Origin of the sequence: Chitinophaga polysaccharea, assembly GCF_007829335.1 — a bacterium.
In the GTDB taxonomy this organism is placed as follows: Bacteria; Bacteroidota; Bacteroidia; order Chitinophagales; family Chitinophagaceae; genus Chitinophaga; species Chitinophaga polysaccharea_B.
This window is the reverse complement of the sequence record NZ_VIWO01000001.1, coordinates 1,722,212-1,747,637: the sequence shown is the minus strand read 5'-3', so window position 1 is coordinate 1,747,637 and position 25,426 is coordinate 1,722,212. Positions and strand designations below refer to the sequence as shown.

Annotated in this window: 18 protein-coding genes; 6 read left to right on the top strand and 12 right to left on the bottom strand. The window is 46.6% G+C overall.

Annotation, left to right across the window (positions count from 1 at the left end):
• Nucleotides 1-58: 58 nt before the first annotated feature.
• The 3 genes from FHW36_RS07310 to FHW36_RS30435 all read left to right on the top strand — a co-directional run bounded on the left by FHW36_RS07310 (nucleotide 59) and on the right by FHW36_RS30435 (nucleotide 3,089).
• On the top strand, nucleotides 59-1,987 hold the full coding sequence (locus tag FHW36_RS07310) for a gliding motility-associated C-terminal domain-containing protein (RefSeq protein WP_145664697.1): 1,929 nt from the start codon (nucleotides 59-61) through the stop codon (nucleotides 1,985-1,987).
• 33 nt (nucleotides 1,988-2,020) lie between these two features.
• Entirely contained in the window at nucleotides 2,021-2,776 is a 756-nt protein-coding gene (locus tag FHW36_RS07305) for an SDR family NAD(P)-dependent oxidoreductase (protein WP_145664695.1), read from the top strand.
• A 148-nt stretch (nucleotides 2,777-2,924) separates the two neighbouring features.
• Nucleotides 2,925-3,089: a hypothetical protein gene (locus FHW36_RS30435; RefSeq protein ID WP_186452327.1), complete on the top strand. Its 165-nt coding sequence runs from the start codon at nucleotides 2,925-2,927 to the stop codon at nucleotides 3,087-3,089.
• A gap of 75 nt (nucleotides 3,090-3,164) precedes the next feature.
• On the opposite strand, the gene FHW36_RS07300 is transcribed toward FHW36_RS30435, so the two are convergent.
• The 5 genes from FHW36_RS07300 to ruvA all read right to left on the bottom strand — a co-directional run bounded on the left by FHW36_RS07300 (nucleotide 3,165) and on the right by ruvA (nucleotide 15,097).
• The gene (locus FHW36_RS07300; protein WP_145664692.1) at nucleotides 3,165-4,379 is read right to left on the bottom strand and encodes a sialidase/neuraminidase family protein; all 1,215 of its coding nucleotides are present in this window, start codon (nucleotides 4,377-4,379) and stop codon (nucleotides 3,165-3,167) included.
• Nucleotides 4,380-4,386: 7 nt separating this feature from the next.
• Nucleotides 4,387-6,666 (bottom strand): TonB-dependent receptor, encoded by a 2,280-nt coding sequence (locus FHW36_RS30920; protein ID WP_145664689.1) that lies wholly within the window; start codon nucleotides 6,664-6,666, stop codon nucleotides 4,387-4,389.
• 61 nt (nucleotides 6,667-6,727) lie between these two features.
• Nucleotides 6,728-7,084, bottom strand: coding sequence for a hypothetical protein (locus tag FHW36_RS07290; protein ID WP_145664687.1), 357 nt, complete (start codon nucleotides 7,082-7,084; stop codon nucleotides 6,728-6,730).
• Nucleotides 7,085-7,208: 124 nt separating this feature from the next.
• Complete coding sequence (sov, locus tag FHW36_RS07285; RefSeq protein ID WP_145664684.1) at nucleotides 7,209-14,474, bottom strand: T9SS outer membrane translocon Sov/SprA; 7,266 nt, start codon at nucleotides 14,472-14,474, stop codon at nucleotides 7,209-7,211.
• A gap of 35 nt (nucleotides 14,475-14,509) precedes the next feature.
• Nucleotides 14,510-15,097 carry a Holliday junction branch migration protein RuvA gene (gene ruvA / locus FHW36_RS07280; RefSeq protein ID WP_145664681.1) on the bottom strand — a complete coding sequence of 196 codons (588 nt, stop codon included), beginning with the start codon at nucleotides 15,095-15,097 and terminating at the stop codon, nucleotides 14,510-14,512.
• 192 nt (nucleotides 15,098-15,289) lie between these two features.
• On the opposite strand from ruvA, the gene FHW36_RS07275 reads away from it, so the two are divergent.
• Nucleotides 15,290-16,300: a beta-ketoacyl-ACP synthase III gene (locus FHW36_RS07275; RefSeq protein WP_145664678.1), complete on the top strand. Its 1,011-nt coding sequence runs from the start codon at nucleotides 15,290-15,292 to the stop codon at nucleotides 16,298-16,300.
• Nucleotides 16,301-16,388: 88 nt separating this feature from the next.
• Here FHW36_RS07275 and FHW36_RS07270 read toward each other — a convergent pair whose 3' ends face one another.
• The 4 genes from FHW36_RS07270 to FHW36_RS07255 form a co-directional block, all read right to left on the bottom strand.
• Nucleotides 16,389-18,302 carry a sensor histidine kinase gene (locus FHW36_RS07270; protein ID WP_145664675.1) on the bottom strand — a complete coding sequence of 638 codons (1,914 nt, stop codon included), beginning with the start codon at nucleotides 18,300-18,302 and terminating at the stop codon, nucleotides 16,389-16,391.
• Nucleotides 18,302-20,236, bottom strand: coding sequence for an ATP-binding protein (locus FHW36_RS07265; RefSeq protein ID WP_145664672.1), 1,935 nt, complete (start codon nucleotides 20,234-20,236; stop codon nucleotides 18,302-18,304). The genes FHW36_RS07270 and FHW36_RS07265 overlap by 1 nt, the downstream gene beginning before the upstream one ends.
• A 74-nt stretch (nucleotides 20,237-20,310) precedes the next feature.
• Nucleotides 20,311-21,006 (bottom strand): NUDIX hydrolase, encoded by a 696-nt coding sequence (locus tag FHW36_RS07260; RefSeq protein WP_145664669.1) that lies wholly within the window; start codon nucleotides 21,004-21,006, stop codon nucleotides 20,311-20,313.
• 46 nt (nucleotides 21,007-21,052) lie between these two features.
• Entirely contained in the window at nucleotides 21,053-21,544 is a 492-nt protein-coding gene (locus FHW36_RS07255) for a DinB family protein (RefSeq protein ID WP_145664666.1), read from the bottom strand.
• 224 nt (nucleotides 21,545-21,768) lie between these two features.
• Between FHW36_RS07255 and FHW36_RS07250 the strand changes: the two genes are divergently transcribed.
• Both FHW36_RS07250 and FHW36_RS07245 read left to right on the top strand, forming a co-directional pair.
• Nucleotides 21,769-22,236: a GNAT family N-acetyltransferase gene (locus tag FHW36_RS07250; RefSeq protein WP_145664664.1), complete on the top strand. Its 468-nt coding sequence runs from the start codon at nucleotides 21,769-21,771 to the stop codon at nucleotides 22,234-22,236.
• A gap of 74 nt (nucleotides 22,237-22,310) precedes the next feature.
• Complete coding sequence (locus tag FHW36_RS07245; protein WP_145664661.1) at nucleotides 22,311-23,162, top strand: GNAT family N-acetyltransferase; 852 nt, start codon at nucleotides 22,311-22,313, stop codon at nucleotides 23,160-23,162.
• A 54-nt stretch (nucleotides 23,163-23,216) separates the two neighbouring features.
• Here the strand turns inward: FHW36_RS07245 and fabD are convergent, their stop codons facing one another.
• The 3 genes from fabD to FHW36_RS07230 form a co-directional block, all read right to left on the bottom strand.
• Nucleotides 23,217-24,107 (bottom strand): ACP S-malonyltransferase, encoded by an 891-nt coding sequence (fabD, locus tag FHW36_RS07240; protein ID WP_145664658.1) that lies wholly within the window; start codon nucleotides 24,105-24,107, stop codon nucleotides 23,217-23,219.
• A 167-nt stretch (nucleotides 24,108-24,274) separates the two neighbouring features.
• Nucleotides 24,275-24,862, bottom strand: coding sequence for a GTP cyclohydrolase I FolE (gene folE / locus FHW36_RS07235; protein ID WP_145664655.1), 588 nt, complete (start codon nucleotides 24,860-24,862; stop codon nucleotides 24,275-24,277).
• Between the two features lie 52 nt (nucleotides 24,863-24,914).
• Nucleotides 24,915-25,328: a 6-pyruvoyl trahydropterin synthase family protein gene (locus FHW36_RS07230; RefSeq protein ID WP_145664653.1), complete on the bottom strand. Its 414-nt coding sequence runs from the start codon at nucleotides 25,326-25,328 to the stop codon at nucleotides 24,915-24,917.
• Between the last annotated feature and the right edge of the window lie 98 nt (nucleotides 25,329-25,426).

Genomic DNA, 25,426 nt, shown 5'->3' with positions numbered 1-25,426 from the left:
CCGGATTGAACCGGATCCGCTCTTTTTTTGTTAAATTCAGAGAGCAGTATCCACCATCATGAAGAGAGCAGTTTTCCTGGTATTGAGCTGCTGTTTGTTCCCCATACTCGCAGCTGGATATCATATCATCGGTGGCGAAATTTATTATAAAACATTAGGACTGAACGGAGATAAAACGCGCTACCGTTATCTCATCACCCTCAAGTTGTATCGCGACGCAGATTTTACCTGCGGCGACCGACAAGGTTGTATCGACAGATTTGAGAACCCCGTCACTGCTAACGTATTTACTTACAACGGTTCCAAAGTTTTATCTTCCGTATATCTCTACATTGAACATACACGCCCACTGATAGATACGCTGAAAAATCCCTGCCTGGCGCCACAGGCCCAACACCTGGAAGTAGCTTTTTATACGGCGGAAATTGAACTGGCGCCTGTTGCCGGTGGCTATTACGTAGCTTCCCAGCGTTGCTGCCGCGGTGAAAAACTCAACAACATCTATGATTCAGAACATGAAGGTTCCACTTATTATACCACTATTCCCGGTACAGAATCCAGGCCTAATAACAACAGCGCCTATTTCAATAAAGATACCTCCATCGTTATCTGTAACGCGCTCCCCTTTTCGTTGGATTATGCGGCTTATGATGAAGACGGCGACAGCCTTACCTATAATCTTTGCAACGCACTAACAGATGGTTCCAGTACCAACGAAAGTAATTCTACCACCCCACCTCCTTACAATACCACCGTTCGTTATATACCTCCTTATTCGGGTAGTAATCCGATGGGAGGGCGCCCAGGTATCTCCATATCTTCCGGTGGATTAATTACCTGTACGCCCAATATGCCGGGAAAATATGTAGTGACGGTATGCGTGAATGAATACGACCGGGTCACCAAACAATTCCTGGGCACGCATAGTAAGGATATACTATTAACGGTGTTTGACTGTCAGACAAAAATTATTGCCAGCTTTCCACCGGTGTTAAATAACTGTACAGAAGATCCTGCGTTACACGTACCTATCAGCAATTCCAGTAATGCCGGTTTTACCTCCACCTATTACTGGACTTTTGGGGATGGAACAGATACCCTCACCGACAGCAAAACCATGTTCTATCATCAATACCCTGATACAGGCGTATACAGGGTGAAGCTGGTGGTGAACCCGGGGTTGGCATGCACCGATAGCATGCAGGGCGAAGTAAACAATTATCCCGGCCTGGTGGCGGGATTCACGAGTACCGGTTTATGCCGGGGCGATCCTATTGCGTTTAATGATACTTCTTCTTACCGCTATGGCCATATTATCAGCCATATCTGGGATTTCGGCGTGTCGGACAGCACTGTTACTCCTGGCAGCCAGCAATCCCTCACGCATACCTTTACTAAAGGTGACGTATATACGATTTCGTTGACGTTGCTGACAGATAAAAATTGCCAGAAAACGGTGACCAAAAACTTACGTATATACGAAGTAAATCCCTTTGCGGGAAATGACACCATACTGGCCAGGGGGCAACCTTTGGTAATGCAGGGCAGTGGGGGCGATTTCTATTCCTGGAGCCCATCCGATGGCTTAAGTGATCCACTCATTGCCCGGCCGGTACTCAACTATAACCGCGACATCGTGTTTAAGCTGCGTGTTTCCAATGAACAGGGATGTTTCGGTTACGCCACCGTGAGTGTAAAATATTATACCGGTCCTGAAATATATATTCCCAATGCCTTTACGCCCAATGGAGATGGGCAGAACGACCGTTTTCGTTTTATCCCGGTGGGGATCACCGAATATAAATTCTTCCGGATTTACAACCGCTGGGGCGTAGAAATCTATTCCTCCACTGATTTCCGCGCCGGGTGGGACGGCACCTACAAGGGCATGCCAGCGCCCGTAGACACCTATATCTGGATATTACAGGGCACCGACTACACCGGCAAAGTGATACAGAAAAAAGGAACGGTGACGCTGATCCGCTGATCCTTAGTAAATTGCACAAAAAACTGACGTCTCATGGGTATTGTTCTTATCACCGGCGCCACTGCCGGTTTTGGCCAGGCATGTGCTACTACGTATGCCGCTAAGGGTTATGATGTAATTATCACGGGTCGCCGTAAAGAAAGACTGGAAGCATTTAAGACACAGTTGACACAGGAATTTGGCGTGAATGTGCTGGCCCTGAATTTTGATGTGAGGATTGAACAGGAGGTAAATGACGTGCTGGGAAATATCCCGGAAGAATGGCGGAAGATAGATATCCTGGTGAATAATGCGGGCCTCGCCGCGGGCTTAAATACCATTGACGAAGGCAGTACGTCCGACTGGGATGCCATGATAGATACCAACGTAAAAGGATTGCTGTATGTATCCAAGGCGGTAATTCCCTGGATGCGCGCCCGTACCACCGGCCATATTATCAATATCGGTTCTACGGCGGCCAAGCTGGTATATGCCAGGGGTAATGTGTATTGTGCCACCAAAGCGGCGGTAGATGCCATTTCCCAGGGTATGCGTATCGACCTGTTGCCCTACCGTATAAAGGTAACCGCTGTTCATCCAGGTGCGGCTGAAACCGAGTTTTCCCTTGTAAGATTTAAGGGAGATGAAGACAAGGCGAAAGATGTATACAAAGGATTTATTCCGCTTAGCGCCCAGGATGTGGCAGACGTGGTATTTTATTGCACGTCGCTTCCTCCGCATGTTTGTATTAACGACCTGGTAGTGACACCATTACAACAAGCCAACGCTTACTACATCGATAAAAAATAACACATAGATGTGATTTCAATACATAGAGATAGTTTTTATATTTGGAAACATTTATATATTTTTTGTCCATATACTATCCATGTGGCAAAAAATCTATGCCGATGCGACTAAACTAACTGAACTATCCTAAACTTGAAACCATATCCCTATGCTTACATTTATTACTATGTACTTGCTACGCCTGTACTATCCGAGATGGAAAGAAGGATGGCGTTTTTACTTTGGCAACACGAGGAAGGGCAACTACGGCCGATGGGCAGCCTCTCATAAAGAATGGCCTGGACAACAAGGCTTTTCTTTGGGGTACAACTGAGAACATTTTTAAGCAAATGGGATATAGTTATGCACATAACTATATCCCATTTGTGTTTTAAGCACTACGGTGGCTTTAATCTATATTCAGCCGGGTCACCACCACCTGGCTTCCCTGCGCGTCTCTTCTTTTATACGCTACCAGGGCTTTATGGTCTTTTACCGCGCCTACCACCGGATAATTAGCGTAGCTGCTGTCGGTTGTTAATATGCCTGCCTGCATCGTTTTCCCATCCGCAGCTTTGTATTGAAATCCTACCCGGCTATTGAAATTATTTTTCCACTTCACCGGTTCATCCCATACTACCAGGATATCATCGTTAACCGTAGTCATTTGAGGATGCTTGGCCATAGGCGCTTTGCTCAAAGATTCTTTTTGCGTATAGGGATTACCGTTGTCCAGCGAACGGCAATAAAAGGCGCCTTGCCCTCCGCCCATAGTAAACCAGGCAAAATGCAATCCCTGGCTGTTGGCGGTTAGCGCAGGCCCTGTATGCGGGCATCCATTTACCACCCAGTTATCTGCACTGATGCGCACCGGGGCGGAAAACGACTGTCCTCCATCTGTGGATACCTGGTGTACCATGTCCCGGATAGAATCGCTGATAATGTCGCGGTAGGCCACATGTACATGGCCATTGCCAGCTACATACAGCTTGGTGCGGCAACACTGACATACCGTAGCCGCGATCGGCTTCGCCTGCCCAAACCCGCTATGTCCATGGGTAACCGTAAAATAAAGCGTAGAGCCCTCTGCGTTAGTTTGTTTACGGTTATCCAACCAGATTGCAGCTGCTTCGCCGCTGGGCAACAAGGCCATATCAAAGTAACGTTGATCGTACCCCGCTGTATCCGTAACCAGTGGCACAGCGGGTTGCCAATGCTTGCCACCATCAAATGACTGGGTATACATTACCTTGCCGGCATATTTATTACGCGGATCGTTGGCTTCTATACCAAAGAGCGCCATCACAGTACCATCGGGCTTGAACAATATCTTCGGTAAATTTTCATCATGTGGAAATACACCTGCAGTAGCAGTAACAGCCACCGGTGGTAAAAACGTATAACCATTATCGTTAGATACCGCGTAAAACATCAATCCATTCTCTGTGCTATCATCTTTCTCCACCCAACTCACCACAGGATGGCCGCTTCCATCCTGCGTAATAAACGGACAGGAAGCCGCCTTCCCGGCATGCGACAATACCAGTGTATGATCCGGCTGCACCTGCCCCCGGTGGCAGGAAAACATCAGCCCTATCATCAATCCAGCTGCAACTTTTTTCATCTTGCTATTATTTTCCGGTAAATGTATAAGCAACACCAAACGTAAATGTCTGACGTGGCCCAATCCGATAAGTTTTGCCATAGGCCGATTTTTCCGCTGTGGTAGCATATAACTGATCGCCTATATTCATGCAATTGAGCCAACATTCAAATCCCTTAATGGCATAGCCTATACGCGCATTAAATAAATCGTACCCATTATATACCGATGTATTGGCTGCATCCATATAATACTTGCTGATATGCTGCCATTCGGCGCCTATCCTGAAACCCTTTATTATTGCAGGCTTCCAGGTAACTTCTGTATTCGTGATCCACTTCGGCGCACCGTTCATCTGGTTGTCGGTGTATATCTTGCTGCCATCGTTATATGCTTTGAAAATATGCACGGCATAAGTACCGCTGGTTCTAACAAACAGGCTGGGCAACGGTGTATACTTTACATTCCATTCTACGCCGCTATGTTTAGTGGCGCCGGTATTACGATTTTCGTACACGCCATCTGCATTTCTCACACTCACAATTTCATTAGTACCATTCATCCGGTAAACGCTGAGGTCTGCATATCCTTTCTGCTGAGCAAATCCCAACCAACCACCGGCTTCATAGTTTTGATAAGTAGCCGATTTTAGCACCGGAACCTTTACACCGGTATAAAGTTCTGAAATATTAGGGGGTGCAAATCCAACACTATAGTTGGCATATAATCCACGCTGGTGGCCCAGATCGTAAGTGAGTCCGACCTTTGGAGTAAAGGCATTGAAATTATTCCGCTCACTGGGAGCGCCCGTATAGGCAGAAGGCGTAAGGTGATTTTCAAAATTATAATCCATCCGGTCGTAACGCAGGGCGGCTACTACGCGCATCCGCTCGATCGGCGAAAACTCAAACTGTGTATATACAGCGCTGTTCAGTAATCCTACGCGGTAATCTGTTAAAACGGAATCGGTGGCGCGGTAACTGGCATAATAGCCGGCAGCGTCTTTAGTAATGTCTATATAATTAGCCAGGTAAGTGGCAGGGCTATAATCTGCGCTCACACCGGCAATCAGGGCGGCATCTTGCCAGGCAAATCGTTTCTTATGCTGCACGATTAGTCCATAGCTGTTAAAACCATCGCTGTTAATTTGTCCATTGGCCTTGAGAGTGCCACGGATATCTTTAATGGCATAAAATGGATTTTGTCCGATAGTATTATTTCTGAAGAAGACGGTAAAATTAGTATGGCTGCTGCTGCTCCATTCATGTTCCAAAGTACTGCGTACCCGTAAAGCTTTCACTTCCCGGTAGGTAAAAGTCTGGAAATTGCGGTAGTCTTTGGCAAAGAAGTGGGCACTGTCAAGCCCGCCGGTTTGATCTGTTTTATAGTTGATCAGTGTGGCAGCATTGGTCCACTTATTCTTTTCATTGATTTGGTAATCTACTTTTGCGGTCAGCGACAACTTGTGAAAATCGCTGTGATCCATATAGCCATTACTTTGATTGGCGTAGTAACCGCTCACGGCGAAACCCACTTTTTTCCCGGTATTGGATACACTAAAATCGGTTCGCTTATAGCCCCAGTTACTGCCTTCCAATTGTATTTTAGCGGTAGGTACCAACGTGGGAGAAGCGGTAATAAAATTGACGGCGCCGCCCACTGCTTCACTTCCATACAAGGAGGAAGCAGGCCCACGGATCACTTCAATATTTTTCACGGCGGCCATATTGATTTCGATCAGGGCATTGTGGTTAAAATCACCGGTGGTTCTGATAGGAATACCATCTTCCAGGTATAGGAAAAGGCTTTTATAACCAATAGGCTGGCGGATAGCCATCGTATGCTGCTCGTTGCCCAGGTCTACCATGTATACCCCGCTTACTTTATTCAGCACCTGGTCTATTGTAACTGCTTTGGTTTCATTTAGTGTTTGCGGAGAAAGGGTACTGATGGCCACCGGCGCTTCTGTACGCCGTTGCTTATCGCGGGAAGAAGATACAATAATCTCGTTCAGGCTGCTAGTGCCCTGTTGCAGGTAAACAACCGGCATAGCCGCTATCTCTTTTGCGGCTATTTTCCGGGAGAGATAACCTGTGTAAGATACTTCTACAGAATCAGTACCGGCCACGGTAAGTTCATATTTACCGGCGGCATTGGTACTACATCCGGCTGTAGCATGCAGTAATCTTATATTCACACCGGGCAGTGCTTCTTTGGTTTGGGCATCGGCCACACGTCCATGCAATTGCTGTGCATAACTGCTATAGGCAGCCATACACGCAATGATGAGTAAACAACATTGTTTCATGTATAAGTCGTTGACTGTTCGCCCATGGCGAACAGGGTTAGTCAGGTAGTATAAAGGAATATCAGGCTACTACTGACTGTGGCGGATGGAAAATGGAAATAGTAAAGGTATCGAGGAAGGAGTCTTTATAAAAAGGAGTAAAGGTAATATTGTTCTTAGGAGTGGAAGGTGCGAAGGCATGAATGGTTTCTACAAACATCACTTCGTATTTATCTTTCCCGGTATTGTTATTCTTTTCCTGCTGGGCATCTCTGTCCAGTTCTTTCTTCAGATGACAGCGCCCGTTACAATGCATTTGGGGTTTGTTTCTGTTTTCGCACAGCTCTTTTGCGATGAAAGCCTGGTTTACCTGGAACTGCACTACAATAAGGCTCTTGCTGAAATTTTGCAGCAATAGCCCCAGGAAAATGCATATCATCGGGAACCATTTCACGCCGCAAACCTAGTAAATAATTACCAATCGGGCATTCATTATAACGGATTTATAGTTAGATAATCGTGCATTGTTATCTATCTATAAATCCGCTATGTGTAAGTATTTCCTATTGAGATAAAATAAACCGGAAGGTTAAACCACCGCTGGTACTCGTAATTGGATATGCCGTGGAGATAACCGGGATGGTTTGTCGTCGGTCATAGAAGAACCGCAGGTTAAGCCTGTTGTTCACCACATAGTCGATCGATGGTGAAATGCCAATGACCTTCTGGCCGCTGGTGGGTATCGACAAGTCGGCATCCAGCCTGTTATTGGCCGTTTTATCATCCCTGAAGCTCAGGTCCAGCCGGAAGTTCATATCATTCTGTGCTTTCTTGCCTCCATTTTTACTGAAGGAGAATGGCAGCTGTACCCCTCTTACCCGGTAGCCGGCGCCGATAATAATTTCGCTGGACCGTACCTCTGTCAGCTGATAATCGATGAGACTAAGGCTAAGGGAGCGGCTCTTCCTATATTCTACCCTGGCGTTAAAGCTATTTACAAAAGTGAGGTCTATCCCCAGCAATGGTGCAAATGCTTCAGTGATCGTGAGGTTAGGCACCAGGAAATAAGGATAGTAGTTACCAGACACGGTATCGCGGAATGCCGGGAATCCTGCCAGTCTTGGATCCTCAAAATACATGGAAGTATTATAGGAGTTCATACTGAGTGTTCCGGTATAGGCGTGCCTTAACGTGAAGTTAGTCAGGAAGGAACGGAAGGGTTCCAGCTTGGTTAATCCATTGTAAGTAACATTCCAGTTTGGTTTGGGGATATAGTTACTGAAAGGATTGCTTTTCACGTTATCATTACCCTGTTTGAGCAGGGATACCTTGTCGGGCGTAGTACCCGTGTAAGCAGCCAGGAATGCTGGTATCAACACATCCTGGGCATACCGGGTGTAACCGTAGGCATACGTAGGATCTTTGGGATCGCCGGCAGGGATGCCCGGATCTTTATTGTATGGGTTGATAGCGCCCAGTCTTTTTGAAATCGTATTACGATAAGCTTCAAAATTGCGGAAGGTTTGTGATACCCCATCTGACGCGTTAATGTGCCCAAACATCGTTTTAATGGCGATGTAGGTAATTTCAAAACCACCGGCATCGTAAGGACTCAGGTGCTGGAAATTGGCCGGATCGGTCAGGTTCTTGAACAATTCCGTATGCGTTTTGGTAAACGACTTGGTCATATTCAGATCGATACGCAGATCGTTGACTGGTTCCAGCTGGGCCTGCAAGTCCCAACGTTGGGTAAACTGTTGTTGTGCCTGGATATTAAACAGGGTATCGGGCGTAATCAATCCTTTCTTCGCAAAATTATCCAACCACTTCCTATCCGGCTGATAACCGAATACGAAATTGAGTCCCGGCGCCATGGTAGCCCAGTTCATACCTATTATCTTGGTACTGTCTATATATCCTGGTAAACGTGTACCGGCATTTTCGTTATAGTTAAATCCTACCCGCTTCAGCATCATCAATGGTTTCAGTATGCCTTTCACCCATGGAGATATCTCGTTGGAAGCAGTCTGGTTTTGGTTTTGCTGCTGCTGGTTATTGTTTTTATTCTGGTTATTGTTGTTGCTGTTACTATTGCTTTGCGGATTCCTTGCATTTATCTTTCGCAGGAATTTGGACTTGTTATATAACTCTACGAATTTGAATTCGGCGGTCAGGGTTTTCTGCTGGGAGTTTTCGATAGCGTTACCCAGGTACAATGCCAGCTGGGAAGCGCCCGTCCATCTATACTCTGTGCTGTATCCAAATGCGATGTTTGTCCAGCTGAGGGCCGGGAACTTGGAAGTAGGCAATGTATAGGTGAAGTTGGCGTTGTGCATGTAGTTAGTGTTACGCCCTCCTTTGAAGAAGTTTCTACGCACGGTATCTTTCTTCGCCGCATTGTCGAGACGGCCGTTAGGCTCGTCTATACGTGCATTGTTCACGGCATTGAACTCGAAGTTGATGCTACGGGTGATATCCCATTTTACCGTATAGTACCGGTCAAACGTAAAGTATTTGTTATACGTTTCCGGAAGTTGATATTTCACATCTCCACCTACGTTACGCACACGGGTGGCGCCAAACTGCCGGGATATGTCGGCCCTGAAGCTCAGTATAGCCGGTACATAGTTGATATTAAAATCGCGGATCAGGTCCAGCCAATGTGATTTACTCTTGATCAATTTTTTAAACGGCTCCAGGTAATGTGGCTGACCGGCAAAGTTGTATCCCAGTCCCCCCCGATGTTTGGTAAGCAGGTCATTTTTGATCAGCGGGTTATGCCGCAATATCTGCGAGAAGGAATAGCTGAGGTCGAAGTTTTCGATATCCCACAGGTGCCGTTTACCGCCTCCTCCGAGGTTTAGTTTCCGGACGTTAGTAAAGTTCAGGCTCTTAATAGAGGTAAAGTCCTGCGCATCACGCCGGATAGAATCCTTTTCTGCACGGTTCCTGGCCAGGGCCAGTTTATCTTTCAGTTTTATATCCAGGTCGTAAGGATCATATTCAGGGTTGCTGGCTGATTGTGAATAGCCGGCATACACCGGGATGGAAATGCCCATTTTCTTCGGTAACAGCTTACCCAGGTCCAGGTTAGCCGCCGCATCATATTGCAGGAAATTATCCCGGAAACGTTCATTTACCCGTTGGTCAATGTTTCCAAAACCGGCGGTGTGCATATTACCGGATACCGAAATAGTACCCAGGTCGGAAAGCTGTACATCTACCCTGGCCAATGCAGCATAACCGCCTTTTTCATCAAAGTCAGACAGGCGGAGCTCATCCAGCCAGATTTCCCCACTGTGAGGCTGTCCGTCGTCTTTGGGGTTCTGGATGCCTATCATCATAGTGCGGGCATCTCCCAGGCTTGGGTTACCCACTACCTGCATAAAATTGCCATACTGGTCGGCTACCGGGTTTTGCGGATACGGCAATAGCGGCGAACAGGAGTCGCACATATTCCGTTTTTGTTTCAGGGCGCTAAGCTGCGACATAACCAGCTCCATATTATTCCGGTCCGGCCAGATATCCACAGCTGTTTTCGCGCTCCAGTCAGTTACTTTCAGCGGAATACGGTATTCGTAATAGTTACTTACAAAGTCGCTACCGATACGGATTACAGCCTGCAGCTGTCCATCCTTCAAGGCGGTAGCAGCACCAACTGCCTCAGCATGGATATACATCTCCATCTTTTTATACTGACGCAGATCCATATTCAGGGTCTTATACAGTGCGCGGGTTTCACCGTCTTTCAGGTTAGCTACCTGTACGGACAACGACTGCTCATTCAGTTGCAGGGTGGTATTGTTGGTACTGATAGTATTCTGTCTTACTACTCCCGGTGGCAGCACATAAGGAATCGGTGTGCGGGAAGAGTTTTCTTCAATATTCACCGCGGAAGTATTAAACGTGGTGGCATTATCCAATGGAATGGGATCTCCGGGACGTAGTTCATACATATAACGGCGCCATTGATTCCTTACCAGTTCCAGTTTGGCAAAGCGTACTACTACCGAATCTGTGAAGCCGGTGAGGAACATACGCATGAAGCGGATGGATTTAAAATCGGGAATATTACCCACTTTGGCGTTGAACTGATTCAGCGGTACTTTAAACTGGTACCAGGTTTCTGTGGTTTTCTGGTTATTGGGCAATGTTACATCTGCCTCAATCTTATCCACAATATAGTTACTACCCACCTGCATATTAGGCTTCAGATCTACCCGATACTGGAAATATTCCTCTGTTTCGTTCATGGTATTATCCTTATTCAGGTCTTCTGATTCGGGAATATTGGTGGCGGCAGAAGAAAAAGTATTTTTCGGATCAGATACCGGGGAGTTGCCTTCCGGGTTGCTATATGCTTTATAGCGTTCGAGGATAGGCATACCATTATAAGACTGATCGCGGTAATGCCTATAGTCATCATTGGAAGGATCTTTCAGGGCCTGGTTATATACCGGGCTTCCTGCATAGTTCATTCTCATCGTATCCATATAGCCTTTATAGAAGGCCGCTTCATCCTGTGATTTCAAACCATCATATCCTACGTCCTGGTAAGCGCGGACATTGGGATCGTTATCGAATGCCTGGGTAATCTGTTGCTGGAACTTAGGCAACCGGCCCCACTTAGACGAATCGATCTTATTAGGATCTGTGTTGGGGTTAGGCATCCCGTTTTCAAAGAATTTCTTGGAATCCTTGAGGATATCTTCCGATACGTTACCCAGGTTGAAGTACAGGGAACCGCCAGTACTGTTAGGCTGTTTGATAAATGGATCCTGGATCCAGAATTCGATGTATTCTATATTCGCTGTTTCAAAGTCACTGTTGTCAATAGCTCTCATGATACCGCCCCACCTGGTTTGTGGCCTTGCCAAGAGCCCATCGCGGTTCATCATTATCGGGTTGCTGGTAAAGTTATATGGACCTCTTTCAGTAGGATAGTAGGCCAGGTCGAGGGTACTTAGCTGGCTTTGGCCAAAGTCGGTAGACCTGTTCTTAAATACTTCCTTCTGGTATACCAACCTAACCCGGGGATCGGATTGACCATCGATCGTAATACCTGGGGGCAGGTTAGGCGATTTAGGTAACTGGAGGGTAGGTTCTATAATATACCAGGCCAGTTTTGCCCTGTTTTTTCCATATTCCAGCACATTATTTAATGCTGCTTCCGGGAACATGTCGCGGCCGGCGGCATCGGTAGCGCCTTTTGGAGTGGAGGCCAGCGCCCAGCTGGTAGCGGGAAACTTCAGGTCATAACCACTTTTCACCCCTTCAAAATCATCTATGTAAGCAGTACCCTGCTTGCTGCCGGGGGCATTAATTAGCTTACTATGTCCGGGGAACAGGCGGGCTACCTCACCGGTGAATAAGATGTTGGACGGGGTGGTACTCTTATAATTGGGTAACTTATCCAGGAAGCGGTTCAGCCCTTTCCATTCAGATGCGTAGTTCGCATCCAGGCCAACCATGGTGTTTTTGATCGGATCTTCCCCGTAGTTTACCTTTTGGTAATAGGGTCTTTCGCTCATCCGTACCACGGTACCACCTATACTTAACTTATCGTTTACCATGTAATCGAGCCGGGTACCGAAATAGTTTCGAACCTGCTGCCCAAACAAGGCATTATTCTCAAACTGTACATTGATGGGTACGCCGGAGTTGAGGATACCGCCGTTGATGATTTTAAGCCTGCCCAGGTTATAATCGATAATATAATCCACGTTTTCCCGGAGTTGCTGACCACCGGCGGTTACGGTAACGGAACCCGGCGGGATGGTGGTACCGGCGCCCAGGTTGATTTCAGAAGAAGAAGCCGATTTATAGGATCCCCGGATCACATACCGGTTCAATTGCGGGAACTGTTGCGCTACCACCTTGATAGAGTCATAGAGCACATTATACAGGTATTGCTTTTCCAGGCTGACATCTCCACCAAAGGCTTTTTTCAGTCCACCGGCAAAAGGTTCCAGCGTAGGAAACATGATCTTCCCGTTCAGCGAGTTAATCGTGTATCCTTCCACGTAATCGAATACCCCGTCGGGCTGGGGATCCAGCTGGTTGTTGAGGCGGTCGAGTCCAAGAATGGTAATGATAGGTGCGCCGGCAAAATCCCCTTTGGCATCGGGAATATATCGTTTATCGCTGGGTGGACGGCCTTCTGCACCGGGGTCTTTATAGTATACGTCCATACGGAAGTCTTCCTTATTTACCTGGAAGGCGCCGGTGGCGTAAATATTTTTCATCATCAGGTCCCAGATAGGCAGGGTAGGCCTGGCGGAAGTAGCTTTCAGCAATTTGAGGAACAAGATCGGCTGGTTGGCGCTATTGTTCTGATCCGGGGGTACATCCTGAGAAAACTCACCCACCTGGTATACCCGTCCGTTGTAGGTATATTGGTAGGCCACCGCCAGTATTTCATCTGGTAATAGTTGTTGATTAAGGGAGATGAAACCCAGTTGTTTGTTATAAGTGTATTCGGTAGAATCGAGTTTACGGGCAAATGTTTTCTCAAACTCCGATACAGGTTGCAGGCCCAGGGCCAGTAATCGGCTAACCACCGTTCCTGTATTGCGGCTGGCCGGATCCCTGACCAGGTTGGCGTACAGGTCGTTGGTTCCCCTGTCTGGCAATTTGGAAGAAGTCAGGGGTTTGACGGCTGTTTTGTTATACGGATTGTACTCTGCCAGGTCCATCAAGCCCACCACATCGCGGGTTTGGGTGGTAGCCCCGGTTTTGTTGGTTACCCAAACTTCCAGGCGGGTAATGTTGGTCAGCGACCGTATTACCGGTAGGTTGGACATCGCGTAGTTAAAGGTATCCCGGAAGAACTGTGCTAACAGGAAGTGGCGGTTATCTTCGTACTCATCGGCTCTCAGGTTATAATCCTGTACCTGGGTACCGCCTTTGAGCATGAGGTTTTGTTTCTGCGATTTCTGGTTGGAGAGTACACTCGTTACCGTTAAGCGCCCGAACTGTAATTGGGTTTTCACCCCAAACAGGGATTGGATACCAGAAATGAGGGTACTGCGAAGAGGAAAGCTTACGTTACCCGCTTCTATTTTCTTGATAATTTCATCGTTATAACCGGTGTATTCGAGCTTTACCTGGTTTTCAAAGTCGAATTGGGACTGGGTATTGTAGTTGGTAATCAATTTGAGCTTATCGCCTATTTTACCTACCACGTTCATGTTGATACCCATATCAAAATTGAAACCGCCGTTTTTCCTGGCTTGTTCAACCAGTACAGGGTTTTTGATATTTTGTCCCTGGTAGCCGAAGGTAAGGTCCAGGCTTCCCTGGGGGCGGATATCCACTTTACTGCCACCAAAGATGCGGTCAAAGAGGTTGTTGCCATTATACAGGGCGGGGCCGTTGCTGCGTTGGTTCAGGTTCCCCAGTGCGCTGGCTCTTTTCTGCCAGTAATCCTGTTCGCTTTGTTTAGCTTGTAGCTTATAGAATTCGTCGAAACTCAGGTAGGTAGGGTTACGATAGTACTGGCTACCTACTTTTTCGGTAACTGTATACTGTTTGGTAACTGGGTCGTATTCTACCGTTTTGTTGATGTTAGCAGGATCTTTCAGGTCAATAGCGTTCCTTGACCCCTGATCCGTTATGTTGGGGCCTCGTCTGTCCTGAAGGGGGTATTTCAAGGTATCTCTCTTTCCGGTAGTATCGATTTTGGTTTGACCTGTAATGGTGGTATCCGGCTTCCAGCTCTTTCTCGATAATTTCAGATTCCCAGAACGATCCCTAGCGGCAGTATCAACAATGATAAAGGATACAATTGCTATTACGGCAAAAGCACCATAGAATGTTTTTCTTGCCAAGAAAAATAGGTTTTATAGAGGATTTCATTTATAAATTATAAACTTTTCAGGGCTTTCTTGATCAGCTCTTCCAAGTTTTGCAATAGTGGCTCATTCTTCATCACTTTCTGAATTGCCGATTCGGCCATGCCCCGGGCTATTCCCAGAGTTATCAAAGCATTTAACGCATCTTCCTGCATTGTATTGTTTACGCCAACAGATAAATGTACGCCGGCGTCTTTGTGTTTCGCGATCTTATCCTTTAATTCCAGGATAATTCTTTTGGCTGTTTTTGCACCGATTCCTTTCACACTTTCGAGCATCCGCTCATTTTCCATCATGATAGCCCTTTGTATGTCTTCCGGTTGCAGGGAAGATAACATCATGCGGGCAGTACTGGCTCCTACACCTGAAACACTGATCAGCAACAGAAACAGGCTTCTTTCTGCCTCTTCAAAAAAGCCATACAGGGTATGTGCGTCTTCTTTAATCTGCAGGAAGGTTAACAGTTTACAGCTTTCCATCCCCTGAATCCGGGAATAGGTATTAAGGCTGATCTGTACTTCATAACCGATTCCATTCACATCCATATGAACCAAAGCGGGTGACTTATAGGCTAATTTTCCATTCAAATAAGCTATCATACCAGGTAAAGGTTCAGTAATTTAATTAAACTTTTGGAAATTGATTAATAATGTCATTTTGGGTAAATCGGGGCAAAGATGCTAACTTTTAATGGATTGTCAATCCTTTAAGTTCCTCATATGCGACTTTTTTAGGAAATATACGTTTATATCGTATTTTTACGCCTCGTTTTAAACACATATTTAGTTTATATGAATAAAATAACGGCCGCTATTACAGCGGTGGGTGGCTATGTTCCAGACTACGTGCTTACCAACCAGGAATTAGAAAAATTAGTTGATACAACGAACGACTGGATAATAACCCGGACGGGCATTTCGGAGAGAAGGATACTGAAGGGAGAAGGGAAAGGAACCTCTGATTTGTGTGTTCCGGTAGCGCTTGAAATTTGCAGAAAAAGAGGTATTTCCCCCGAGGAAATTGATCTGCTGATTGTGGCCACCGTTACCCCGGATATGACTTTTCCATCTACAGCCAACGTAGTAACCGACAAAATCGGCGCAAAAAATGCCTTCGGCTTTGATATCAGCGCGGCCTGCTCTGGTTTTTTATATGCACTGGATACAGGCGCCCGCTTCATTGAAAGTGGTCGTTACAAAAAAGTAATGGTAATTGGAGCCGATAAAATGAGCTCTATCATCGACTATACCGACAGAACCACCTGTATTATTTTTGGTGATGGCGGCGGCGGAGTACTGCTGGAGCCTAATACCGAAGGATACGGCTTAATAGACAGCATCCTTAAAAGTGATGGTCATGGACGGGAATACCTGCACATGAAAGCCGGCGGCTCTGTAAAACCGGCTACCCTTGAAACTGTAACTAACCGCGAACACTATGTTTACCAGGAAGGTAAGATGGTATTCAAATACGCGGTGTCGAATATGGCAGGTGCAGCCAAAGACCTGATGGAACGCAATAACCTCACTTCTGACGATATTGCATGGCTGGTACCTCACCAGGCCAATAAACGTATCATCGCGGCTACCTCCCAATACATCAATGTTCCGGATGAAAAAGTAATGATGAATATTCACCGTTACGGTAATACCACCGCCGGTACTATTCCTTTATGCCTGTGGGACTATGAAAAATACCTCAAAAAAGGCGATAACCTTATGATGGCTGCCTTCGGAGGCGGATTCACCTGGGGCGCCAGCTACATCAAGTGGGCGTACGACGGAGATAAAGTTGGTAAATAACTGAACTTATAATCTAAAAGCTATTAAGGTGAATGACAATGTGATTGTAACCAATCGCAAAGTTCATTCGCCTTAATAGCTTTTTGTTTCACGCCCTTAACGAAACAGTGATTACCACGCAGGTATCCTCGCTATCAGTAACCTCTACTCCCCCATTCATCTTCTCTAAAAAATCCCTGGTAATAGCATAATTCAGGGCATGCGTATTGTCCTGCCAATTGGATAAAGACGTTATAACATCTGTTGCCCCCACACCCGTATCTACGATAAAACAGATATATACCATCGGTGCAATTGTCCAGGTAGTTATTACCAGTGAACGCCACGGCTGCGAGTAATGTACAGACAACTGCAGTATATGCAGAAACACCATCCGGAGCATTTCCGGGTCGGCCTTTACCATACATTTGGCAGGTAGCTGGTTCACTATCTCCAGCTTTTTTTCGGCAGTGGTAATCTCCACCTGGTGTAAGGTGGTCAGCAGAAGATCGTAAGCAGGGCAATCTACTGGCTGATATGTAAACCCGGATAATTGCAACCGTATCCATTTCAGGATATTATCAAACACAGCCAGCGTATCGCCTGATACAGCTGCTATTTTCCTGATCAAGGCCACCATGGTAGCCGGATCCACACCTGGCTCCCTTAAACGGGTAGCTACCTCGGATATGTAATACAGGGGCGTTCTGAAATCATTGGCGAGAATGGTGATTAGCTTGTTTTTAAACTCATCGTTTGCACGCAACGCTACATGTTTCAAGGATATACTGGCATAACTCTCCGCCATCATTTCCTCCTGTTTCCCGGCTAACCGGTACTCCTGGTACCTGAAATACAAGAGCACCATCAGCAGTAAAACGATGGTAAATACTCCGGCTATCACCATCTGGGTACTCCTCCGCCTTATGGTCACCTCCTTTAGTGCTGCCTGTAGCTGTTGATTGCGATCTGCCTGCTGTCGCAATGCTTCCTGTTTCACGAAATAATCAATATAGTTGATCTCTTCCCTGCTGTGTACGTTCGTTCGCACTGCTACCAGGCGCATTACCTCCTGGCTGTAGTAGGCAATTTTGGCCTTATCGCCTGTGGCACGGTATTGTTTGAACAGTCCTGCCAGGGCAGGCAGGTTCAACTCTGCGCAACCGGCCTTCTTTGCCAGATCGTATGAAAGCTCCCGGTAGTAGGTCATGTTGATGGGATATCCCATGGCAGGATAGTCTTCCAGGTGGCTGTAAATTTCCATCGCTACGTAGGGCAGCCCCCGATGCAAGGCAGCAGTAGCCAGCTTGTTGATCACCGCCTCCCCTTCTTTGCCCCTGCCCTGCCTGACCAGGGAGTCGGCTGCAAAGGCATCAATGTATAACGAAAACCTGCTCTGGGGATATTTGTCTGCCAACTGTTTTGCCTTGCGCAGCGCCCATTGCAGGGAATCTCTGCGGGTACTGTCCTGGTAAAAACGCATCACATAATTAACCAGTAGCATGCTATAGAGGGAATCCTGTGTAGCCGGTAGACGGCTGGCCATATGGAAAGCCTCATAGAAATAATTTCCTGCATCATCCTTCCTTCCCATGTTGAGGTAATAGATATAGAGATTATTCAGGGTATTGCATATACGCACGCTATCCGACAACGACTTATGCAGCTGAAGGGCTCTATAGGCATAGATAGCGGCAATGCTGAAATCTGTTTTCAGCGCATAACGGTAACTGATCACATCAAAGGCATCGGCGATTCCATGAGGATATTGCAGGCGTTCGGCTATCTCCAGTTCCCTGATGGCATACCGGAAACTACTGTCGATATTAATCATCATGTAGAGGGTACCAATTTTACCCAACGTATTTACATAGGCCGCACTGTCCCGCTGTTCATGCAGTTCTTGCAAAAGAACCGGCAATTGCGGGCCTTGTGCGGCTGCATGATTCACCTGGCCTAACCATAACATCGCAATACCCATAGCCAATGCCAGGTTACTGCACCTTGTACGTATACTTATCATTACTTCCTCAATACCATTTTCTTTGCCTCCGGCAACCGGTAATAAAAAGTGCTTCCTCTATCCTGGTTATTATTGGCGCTGATAGTTCCGCCCATTTTTTCAATAAAGTCTTTACAGATAATCAAGGCAACACCGGCGCCTTTTCCAGGCCTTTCCTGTTGCTCTGCCTGGCTGTCCCAGCTAAACAGACGGGATAATACCGTGGTATCTATACCTGTACCGGCATCTTTAAAGGCTACCTGCAGCCATTCCTTTTCACGTATAGCCGTTACAGTTATAGTACTATGTTTCGGTGAAAATTTGATCGCATTATGCAAAAAATTACGGTGAATAAACTGCAGCATTTCGTAATCTGCATTTACCGTAATCGCATCCGGGATTTCTTTCAGTACCTGGATATCTTTTTCTGCCAGTAAATGATGCAGGTTGTTGACGGTGGTATCGATCATATCTGACAGCAGGAAAATTCCTGGGCGATATACAAAGCCTGATAACTGGGTGCGTATCCACGCCAATATTTCTTCGAATACCGTGAGTGTAGCCGCTGCACTGGCTTCTACCTGCAGGATCATATCGGCAGCGTCTGTTACGGTCAGCGCTTCTTCTTCTATAAACCCGGTGATATTAACAATGTTATGCAGGGGCGTTCTGAAATCATGTGCAATCATAGAAATCAGCTTATTCTTAAAATCGTCGCTTTCCTGCAACGCTTTATTACCTTTACCGATTTCTTCGCGCAAAACAGCCATACTGGCTGCATTCATACGTGAAAGTCGGTATGCGCGTACAAAATACAGCAGTAAAACAGCCAATAGCATAGCAATAGCGGTGATGATGATCACCTGGTAATACCAGAAATAATTGTTGCTTTTACTTTGCTGTAGTTTAGCATGTTGCAGCTGGTATTGCGTACGCAGCGAATCCATCAGCTCATCGCCAAAAACATAAGACAGGTAATCTGCTTCCCCCTCCTGTATATCATCCTGTTGTTGCTGCATTACCTGCAAGGCCAGCTGGCTGTAGCTGGCAGCCCGCAGCGAATCCCGCTGCTGCAAATACCAGTTGAACAGTGTAGTAATGACCGGCAGCATTAGTCCTGTATATCCTCCCGCTACTGCATAATTAAGCGATTGCTGCTGGTATTGTAAGGAATCCGTTCTTTTCTGCCAGATGAGATACCCCGCCAATTGCGTGCAGGCATACATGGCAATATAATTCAGTCCCTGGTGATCGGCGGTGGCGATCACTCCTTTCAGCTGCGCTTCTGCGGCGGGAGCATTCCCGGCCCGCAGCGTTTCATGTGCCAGGAATAGCTTTACGTATAAACTACCCAGGTGGTCGTTATACTGCGAAGTCAGTGCTACCGCCTGCTGCAGGGCTTTCTGCGCCACTGGCAGCATGCTGGTATCCGCAGCATTGATCATATAGTAGTTGATTAACACCCAGGCCCGGAGGGAGTCGAGATGCTGATCCCAGGCTATTTTCAGCGCTTTGCTTACATAATACTGCGCTGCCGGATGGTTACCCTGGTATTGATAATAATTGCCAATATTCATCAGGGCGGCTACTACGCCGGCTGAATCGCCGGCAGCGCGACTGGCTTCCAATGCTTTTCCATAAAACAGAAAGGATAAATAGCGGTGAGGCCGGAGGGAGTAATAACGGCCAAGACCCCGTAAGGCATCGCGCCGGCCTTTTTCATAGCCAATGCTCGAAGCAATGGTATTGGCGGCAGTAGCGTATCCCCCACTGCTGTCGAGCTGGCAGGGAATGTAGCAGGCAGACAGGCGGTTTAGCGCGTCTACATACTTTATACTATCCGTTATTGCCGGTAACGCATGCTTAATGTTTGTAATTTCACTCTGCTGGGCGTACAATCCCCCGGTAATCAGTAACAGGCAGGAAAGCGCCATGTAACGCAAACGGGACATCATATATGGAAGTCAACTGCCCGTAAAATAGCGGTATTTACGGTGCCGGCTGTCATCCATTTTGTTCATTTTACAAACTAGATCTCAAAGACCAGTCCTTTGCGTTTCAGGGCTTCGTATTTTTCAGGATCAAAGCGATACAGGTGTGCTCCTTTCTTGGAAGATGTTTTGTCTTTTTCATCCAATTTTTCCATTACATCCAGGGAGAGAATTTTCTTGCGGAAATTGCGCTTATCCAGGGTTTTCCGGTAAATTTCTTCATACAGGCACCGGAGTTGGGAGAGGGTAAATTTTTCCGGCAGCAGTTCAAATCCAATAGGATGGAACTGGGCATTATTGCGCAGGGCGGTCAGTGCATCTTCAATCATCTTTCCATGATCAAAAATCAGGTCCGGAATTTCATGTAATTCCAGCCAGTGGGCCCCATGTTCCCTGGCCAATGGCTTATCGTGATTGGTAATACGGATCAGGGCATAATAGGCAACCGAAATTACGCGGGCGCCGGTATCACGGGCTACATCGCCATAGCAATGCAGCTGGTTCATATAAATATCGTTAAGACCGGTAGTATGCTCCAATACCCGTGCTGCCGCTTCATCCGTGCTCTCTTCTTCCTGCACAAAACCACCCACCAACGACCACTCACCGGCCATAGGGGCTACTTTACGTTGCATGATCAGCAATTTCAACCGGCCTTCATCAAAGCCGAAGATGATACAATCTACTGCTACCAGGTGCCTGGGAGCCTTCGCATAAAAGGAGGCAGCATTCATAATGGAACTTTAAAGGCAAAAGATCGGTAAAAATAATAAAATCAGCCTACTTTTTAGGCTTAAAACGGCTGTATTCCACAGCCGGTAACCGCTGAATACCCAACTGCGCTAACATATATACCAGTTGACCACGGTAAAAGGTACTATTGGTGCATACCTGCACAATGGCATCCTCCACGGCTATCTTGTAATGCTCGCTCTTTTTGAGGGTATAGGCAATCGTATGGTTCAACCGCACCTGGGGCGCCTTTGCTACCCACTCTTCCAGTAATGCCGATTGCTTCAGCCAGGCTGCGCAGGCCGCTGCAAATGAGCCGTCAAAGCCGGTCGTAGGATCAGTGGGCTTTTCTACCAGCTGCAAACGCTGGTACCAACAACATTCTTCCGACCATAAGTGATAAACCGCTTTCCGCAGGGTAGAAAAACGCCCTCCCTGCTCCTGGTCCACCTGCTCCGTTGTTAACTTCCCTAATCCCTTCACCAGCTGCTGATTAGCCCAATGATTATAAGCAGCCAAATGCACAAGCAAATTTTTCATGTTAAAAGAGATTAATAGTCACGCCCTGGTAAACACCTTCCAAATTACAATATTGTTTTTCATTTTAGCATATGATATTTTACCAATCTTCCTGCCGCCCCGGCGAGGGGCCGGGACGGGCAGCCAATGCCTGCAATGGAACACAGGGATCCACACAATTTTGATTATTTTGCACCCGGCATATTAAAACAAAGCGCCGGCTCACCGGCATAACATTTACAGCTATGGAAGATATAACGCTAAGGGTTGCACGAAAAGAGGATTGCCCCCGTTTGATGGAGCTGATCCGCGAACTGGCAGAATATGAAAAAGCATCGGAAGAAGTAACTGTCAGCATGGCCCATTTCGAAGAATCGGGCTTTGGCCCCCATCCGGTCTGGAAAGCATTTGTGGCCACCTCTATGGTGGAAGGCCGGGAAGTGATCCATGGCATGGCATTATATTATATCCGTTATTCAACCTGGAAAGGATGCCGTATGTACCTGGAGGATATTATTGTTACCCGCGAATGCCGTGGTAAGGGGCTGGGTAAATTACTCTTTGACCAGCTGATATTGGAGGCCCAGGAAAAACAATTCAGCGGCATTACCTTCCAGGTGCTGGAATGGAATACACCCGCTATCAATTTCTATAAAAATTACACCAACAAATTCGACCCGGAATGGATAAACGTAGCCATCGAACTGCGATAATTTTTTCCGTTCATATAATTCCGGAAGGGTATATCCTCCGTCCTTGCTAATATTGAGGATATACCCATTCCGTTATGACGATTGATTTCAGAACATTACAAAAAGTCGCTACCCACACACTGTGCGATGCTTTCAATACGGCATTCAGCGATTATATAGTTCCTCTGCACCTGACTCCTTCCATCATGGAACAAAAAATACAGGGCGAAAACCTGCACCGGGATTATTCAATAGGCGCCTTTGCCGGCAACGAACTGGGAGGATTTATTTTACATGCACCAGACGACCACCAGCATCCCACCATGCTGTATAATGGCGGTACCGGCGTTATTCCTGCTTATCGCGGCCAGCGCCTGGTACAGCAAATGTATGATCATTTCATTCCCCGTTACCAGCAACAGGGCATTCAGAAAATAATACTGGAAGTGATCAGCAGCAATATCCCAGCTATCAAAGCCTATAGCAGTACCGGTTTTGAAAAAATAAGAACGATCAATGCCTACAAGGGTAATATCCGCATCGGTAAAATCCCGGCAGGCATCTCTGTGAAAGAAAATAAAACGCCCGACTGGTCACTGCTGGCAACATTTATGGATATGGAACCCACCTGGTCTAACGCTGTAAGTACCCTGGTCAGGGAAGCGCCGTTTACCACCACCTGGGAGGCGGCGATAAGCGGAGAAACCGTTGGCTATGTCAGTATACACCGCGATACGCGCCGGATCCGTAATATAGCGGTGCATCCCCGCTTCCGGCGACAAGGTGTGGGCAGTGCCCTGCTTCAATATGCAGCCACCAGCCTCGACGGCCCTTTTACCATTATTAATATTGATGAAAATTTCCCGGAAATAGGGCTGTTCCTCGAACGTGCAGGCCTGGAACAATACCTCTCGCAATATGAGATGGTGTTGAAGCTGAAAGACTAAAAATAAAAAAGCGAATAACGGGTGTTATTCGCTTTTTACTTTTAAATCATATGCTTAGTTAATACCGTTTACCACGGTGTCTTTGTTAATCTTCTGGATCAATCCCTGTAATACTTTACCGGGACCTACTTCGGTAAACTCTTTCGCGCCATCCGCTACCATGGCTTGTACAGACTGTGTCCATTTAACTGCGCCGGTCAGCTGATCAATGAGGTGCTGTTTGATTTGCGCCGGATCGGTTACTGCCGCTGCTGCCACGTTCTGATATACTGGGCAGGAAGGCGTGTTAAAAGCAGTAGTTTCGATGGCTGCTTTCAGTTCTTCTTTGGCGGGCGCCATCAGCGGGGAGTGGAATGCACCACCTACCGGTAAAATCAGCGCTCTCTTGGCGCCGGCGGCCTTCATTCTTTCACAGGCTATTTGCACGCCTTTGAGGCTTCCTGAAATAACCAGTTGTCCGGGACAGTTATAGTTAGCCGGTACTACTATTTCGCCGGTTTCGGCGGTAACAGCAGCACAGATCTCTTCTACTTTTTCATCTGCCAGGGCCAGTACGGCAGCCATGGTGGAAGGTTGCAGTTCACATGCTTTCTGCATGGCATTGGCGCGGATAGCTACCAGTTTCAGGGCTGCTTCAAACGACAATACGCCATTGGCTACGAGTGCGGAAAACTCACCGAGAGAATGGCCGGCTACCATTTCAGGCTGTGAATGCTCAGTGCACAAAAAGGCTATTACTGCATGCAGGAATACAGCAGGCTGGGTAACATTGGTTTGTTTCAGATCTTCTTCTGTACCAGTAAACATGATATCAGAAATGCGGAATCCTAAGATGTTATTGGCCTGCTCAAAAAGTTCTTTTGCTTTTGCATTGGTGTCATACAGATTTTTGCCCATGCCCGGAAACTGGGAACCTTGTCCGGGAAATACGTAAGCATGCTTCATGTGGAGATATTATAGTTTTAGCTTATCAAATTAAAATTTTCCAAATATACAAGTAAAAGACTTATAAATTATTTAGGGACCCTCAAATTTTATCTTCCTGGTAACACTGCGTAGCAGCGCTATCCCAAAATAAAATCTGAGCGTCCCTAAAATAGGTATAATGTCTTCTATCTGCCTATCAGCTTGAGGAATTCGGCCCTGGTAGTACCGTTCTCAAATTGTCCGCTGAAAGCGGAAGTAGTGGTAACAGAGTTTTGCTTTTGTACGCCACGCATCATCATGCAGAGATGCTGGGCTTCGATTACTACCGCTACACCTTGTGGCTGCAGCGTTTCCTGGATTGCATCCAGGATCTGGTGCGTTAAGCGCTCCTGTACCTGCAGGCGGCGGGCAAATACATCCACTACCCTGGCTATTTTACTCAGGCCGGTAATATATCCGTTGGGAATATAGGCTACATGCGCCTTTCCGAAGAAGGGCAGCATATGGTGCTCACACATAGAGTACAATTCTATATCTTTTACGATCACCATTTCACTATATGCTTCGGTAAACCGGGCGCCTTCCAATATTGCTTTGGCATCTAACTGATACCCCTGCGTAAGCACCTGCATCGCCTTAGCCATGCGCTCCGGTGTTTTTTGCAGACCTTCCCGATCAGGATCTTCTCCCAATAATTGCAGGCACTCCCTATAATTCTCTACAAGACCGGACGTGATCTTATCATCGTATGTTTCAATCTTATTATACGCCATTCTTATATGATTTTAATAAATTCCAAGGCAGGCATATACGTATCCGTTTCCACTATTTTCCTCCGTAGTATTCTACGTATATGCGAGGGGTTTCATACAACTTGATACAGTGTAATTGTACTTCTGCTGGCAGGTGTTTGGCCAACTGGTCCCAGATAGCAATAGACAGGTTTTCGGCGGAAGTAAATTTACCTGCCATAAAATCTACATCCATATTGAGATTCCGATGATCGATCTTCTCAATAACAGCATCCCGGATAATTACTCCTAAAGTCTTGGCATTGAATACAAACCCGGTGTCCGGGTCAGGATTACCTTTTATAGTGACGTGTAATTCGTAATTATGACCATGCCAGTTTTCGTTGGCACATTTACCAAAAACTTCCTCGTTCTTCTCTTTGCTCCAGCCCGGGTTAGATAACTTATGCGCTGCATTGAAGTTCTCTACTCGCGTTAAATAAATCATTATTGCAAAAAATTTTTGCAAAAATACCACTATTAAGTGAGTAAGGCCAATTTATCCTAATTCCTGTCAATTGTTTTACATGGGAAGCTCTCATTTTT

Bases quoted from the DNA above. Each gene is read 5' to 3' on its own strand.
- FHW36_RS07310 (WP_145664697.1), top strand. From the start codon at position 59: ATGAAGAGAGCAGTTTTCCTGGTATTGAGCTGCTGTTTGTTCCCCATA.
- FHW36_RS07305 (WP_145664695.1), top strand. From the start codon at position 2,021: ATGGGTATTGTTCTTATCACCGGCGCCACTGCCGGTTTTGGCCAGGCA.
- FHW36_RS30435 (WP_186452327.1), top strand. From the start codon at position 2,925: ATGCTTACATTTATTACTATGTACTTGCTACGCCTGTACTATCCGAGA.
- FHW36_RS07300 (WP_145664692.1), bottom strand. From the start codon at position 4,379: ATGAAAAAAGTTGCAGCTGGATTGATGATAGGGCTGATGTTTTCCTGC.
- FHW36_RS30920 (WP_145664689.1), bottom strand. From the start codon at position 6,666: ATGAAACAATGTTGTTTACTCATCATTGCGTGTATGGCTGCCTATAGC.
- FHW36_RS07290 (WP_145664687.1), bottom strand. From the start codon at position 7,084: ATGATATGCATTTTCCTGGGGCTATTGCTGCAAAATTTCAGCAAGAGC.
- ruvA (WP_145664681.1), bottom strand. From the start codon at position 15,097: ATGATAGCTTATTTGAATGGAAAATTAGCCTATAAGTCACCCGCTTTG.
- FHW36_RS07275 (WP_145664678.1), top strand. From the start codon at position 15,290: ATGAATAAAATAACGGCCGCTATTACAGCGGTGGGTGGCTATGTTCCA.
- FHW36_RS07270 (WP_145664675.1), bottom strand. From the start codon at position 18,302: ATGATAAGTATACGTACAAGGTGCAGTAACCTGGCATTGGCTATGGGT.
- FHW36_RS07265 (WP_145664672.1), bottom strand. From the start codon at position 20,236: ATGATGTCCCGTTTGCGTTACATGGCGCTTTCCTGCCTGTTACTGATT.
- FHW36_RS07260 (WP_145664669.1), bottom strand. From the start codon at position 21,006: ATGAATGCTGCCTCCTTTTATGCGAAGGCTCCCAGGCACCTGGTAGCA.
- FHW36_RS07255 (WP_145664666.1), bottom strand. From the start codon at position 21,544: ATGAAAAATTTGCTTGTGCATTTGGCTGCTTATAATCATTGGGCTAAT.
- FHW36_RS07250 (WP_145664664.1), top strand. From the start codon at position 21,769: ATGGAAGATATAACGCTAAGGGTTGCACGAAAAGAGGATTGCCCCCGT.
- FHW36_RS07245 (WP_145664661.1), top strand. From the start codon at position 22,311: ATGACGATTGATTTCAGAACATTACAAAAAGTCGCTACCCACACACTG.
- fabD (WP_145664658.1), bottom strand. From the start codon at position 24,107: ATGAAGCATGCTTACGTATTTCCCGGACAAGGTTCCCAGTTTCCGGGC.
- folE (WP_145664655.1), bottom strand. From the start codon at position 24,862: ATGGCGTATAATAAGATTGAAACATACGATGATAAGATCACGTCCGGT.
- FHW36_RS07230 (WP_145664653.1), bottom strand. From the start codon at position 25,328: ATGATTTATTTAACGCGAGTAGAGAACTTCAATGCAGCGCATAAGTTA.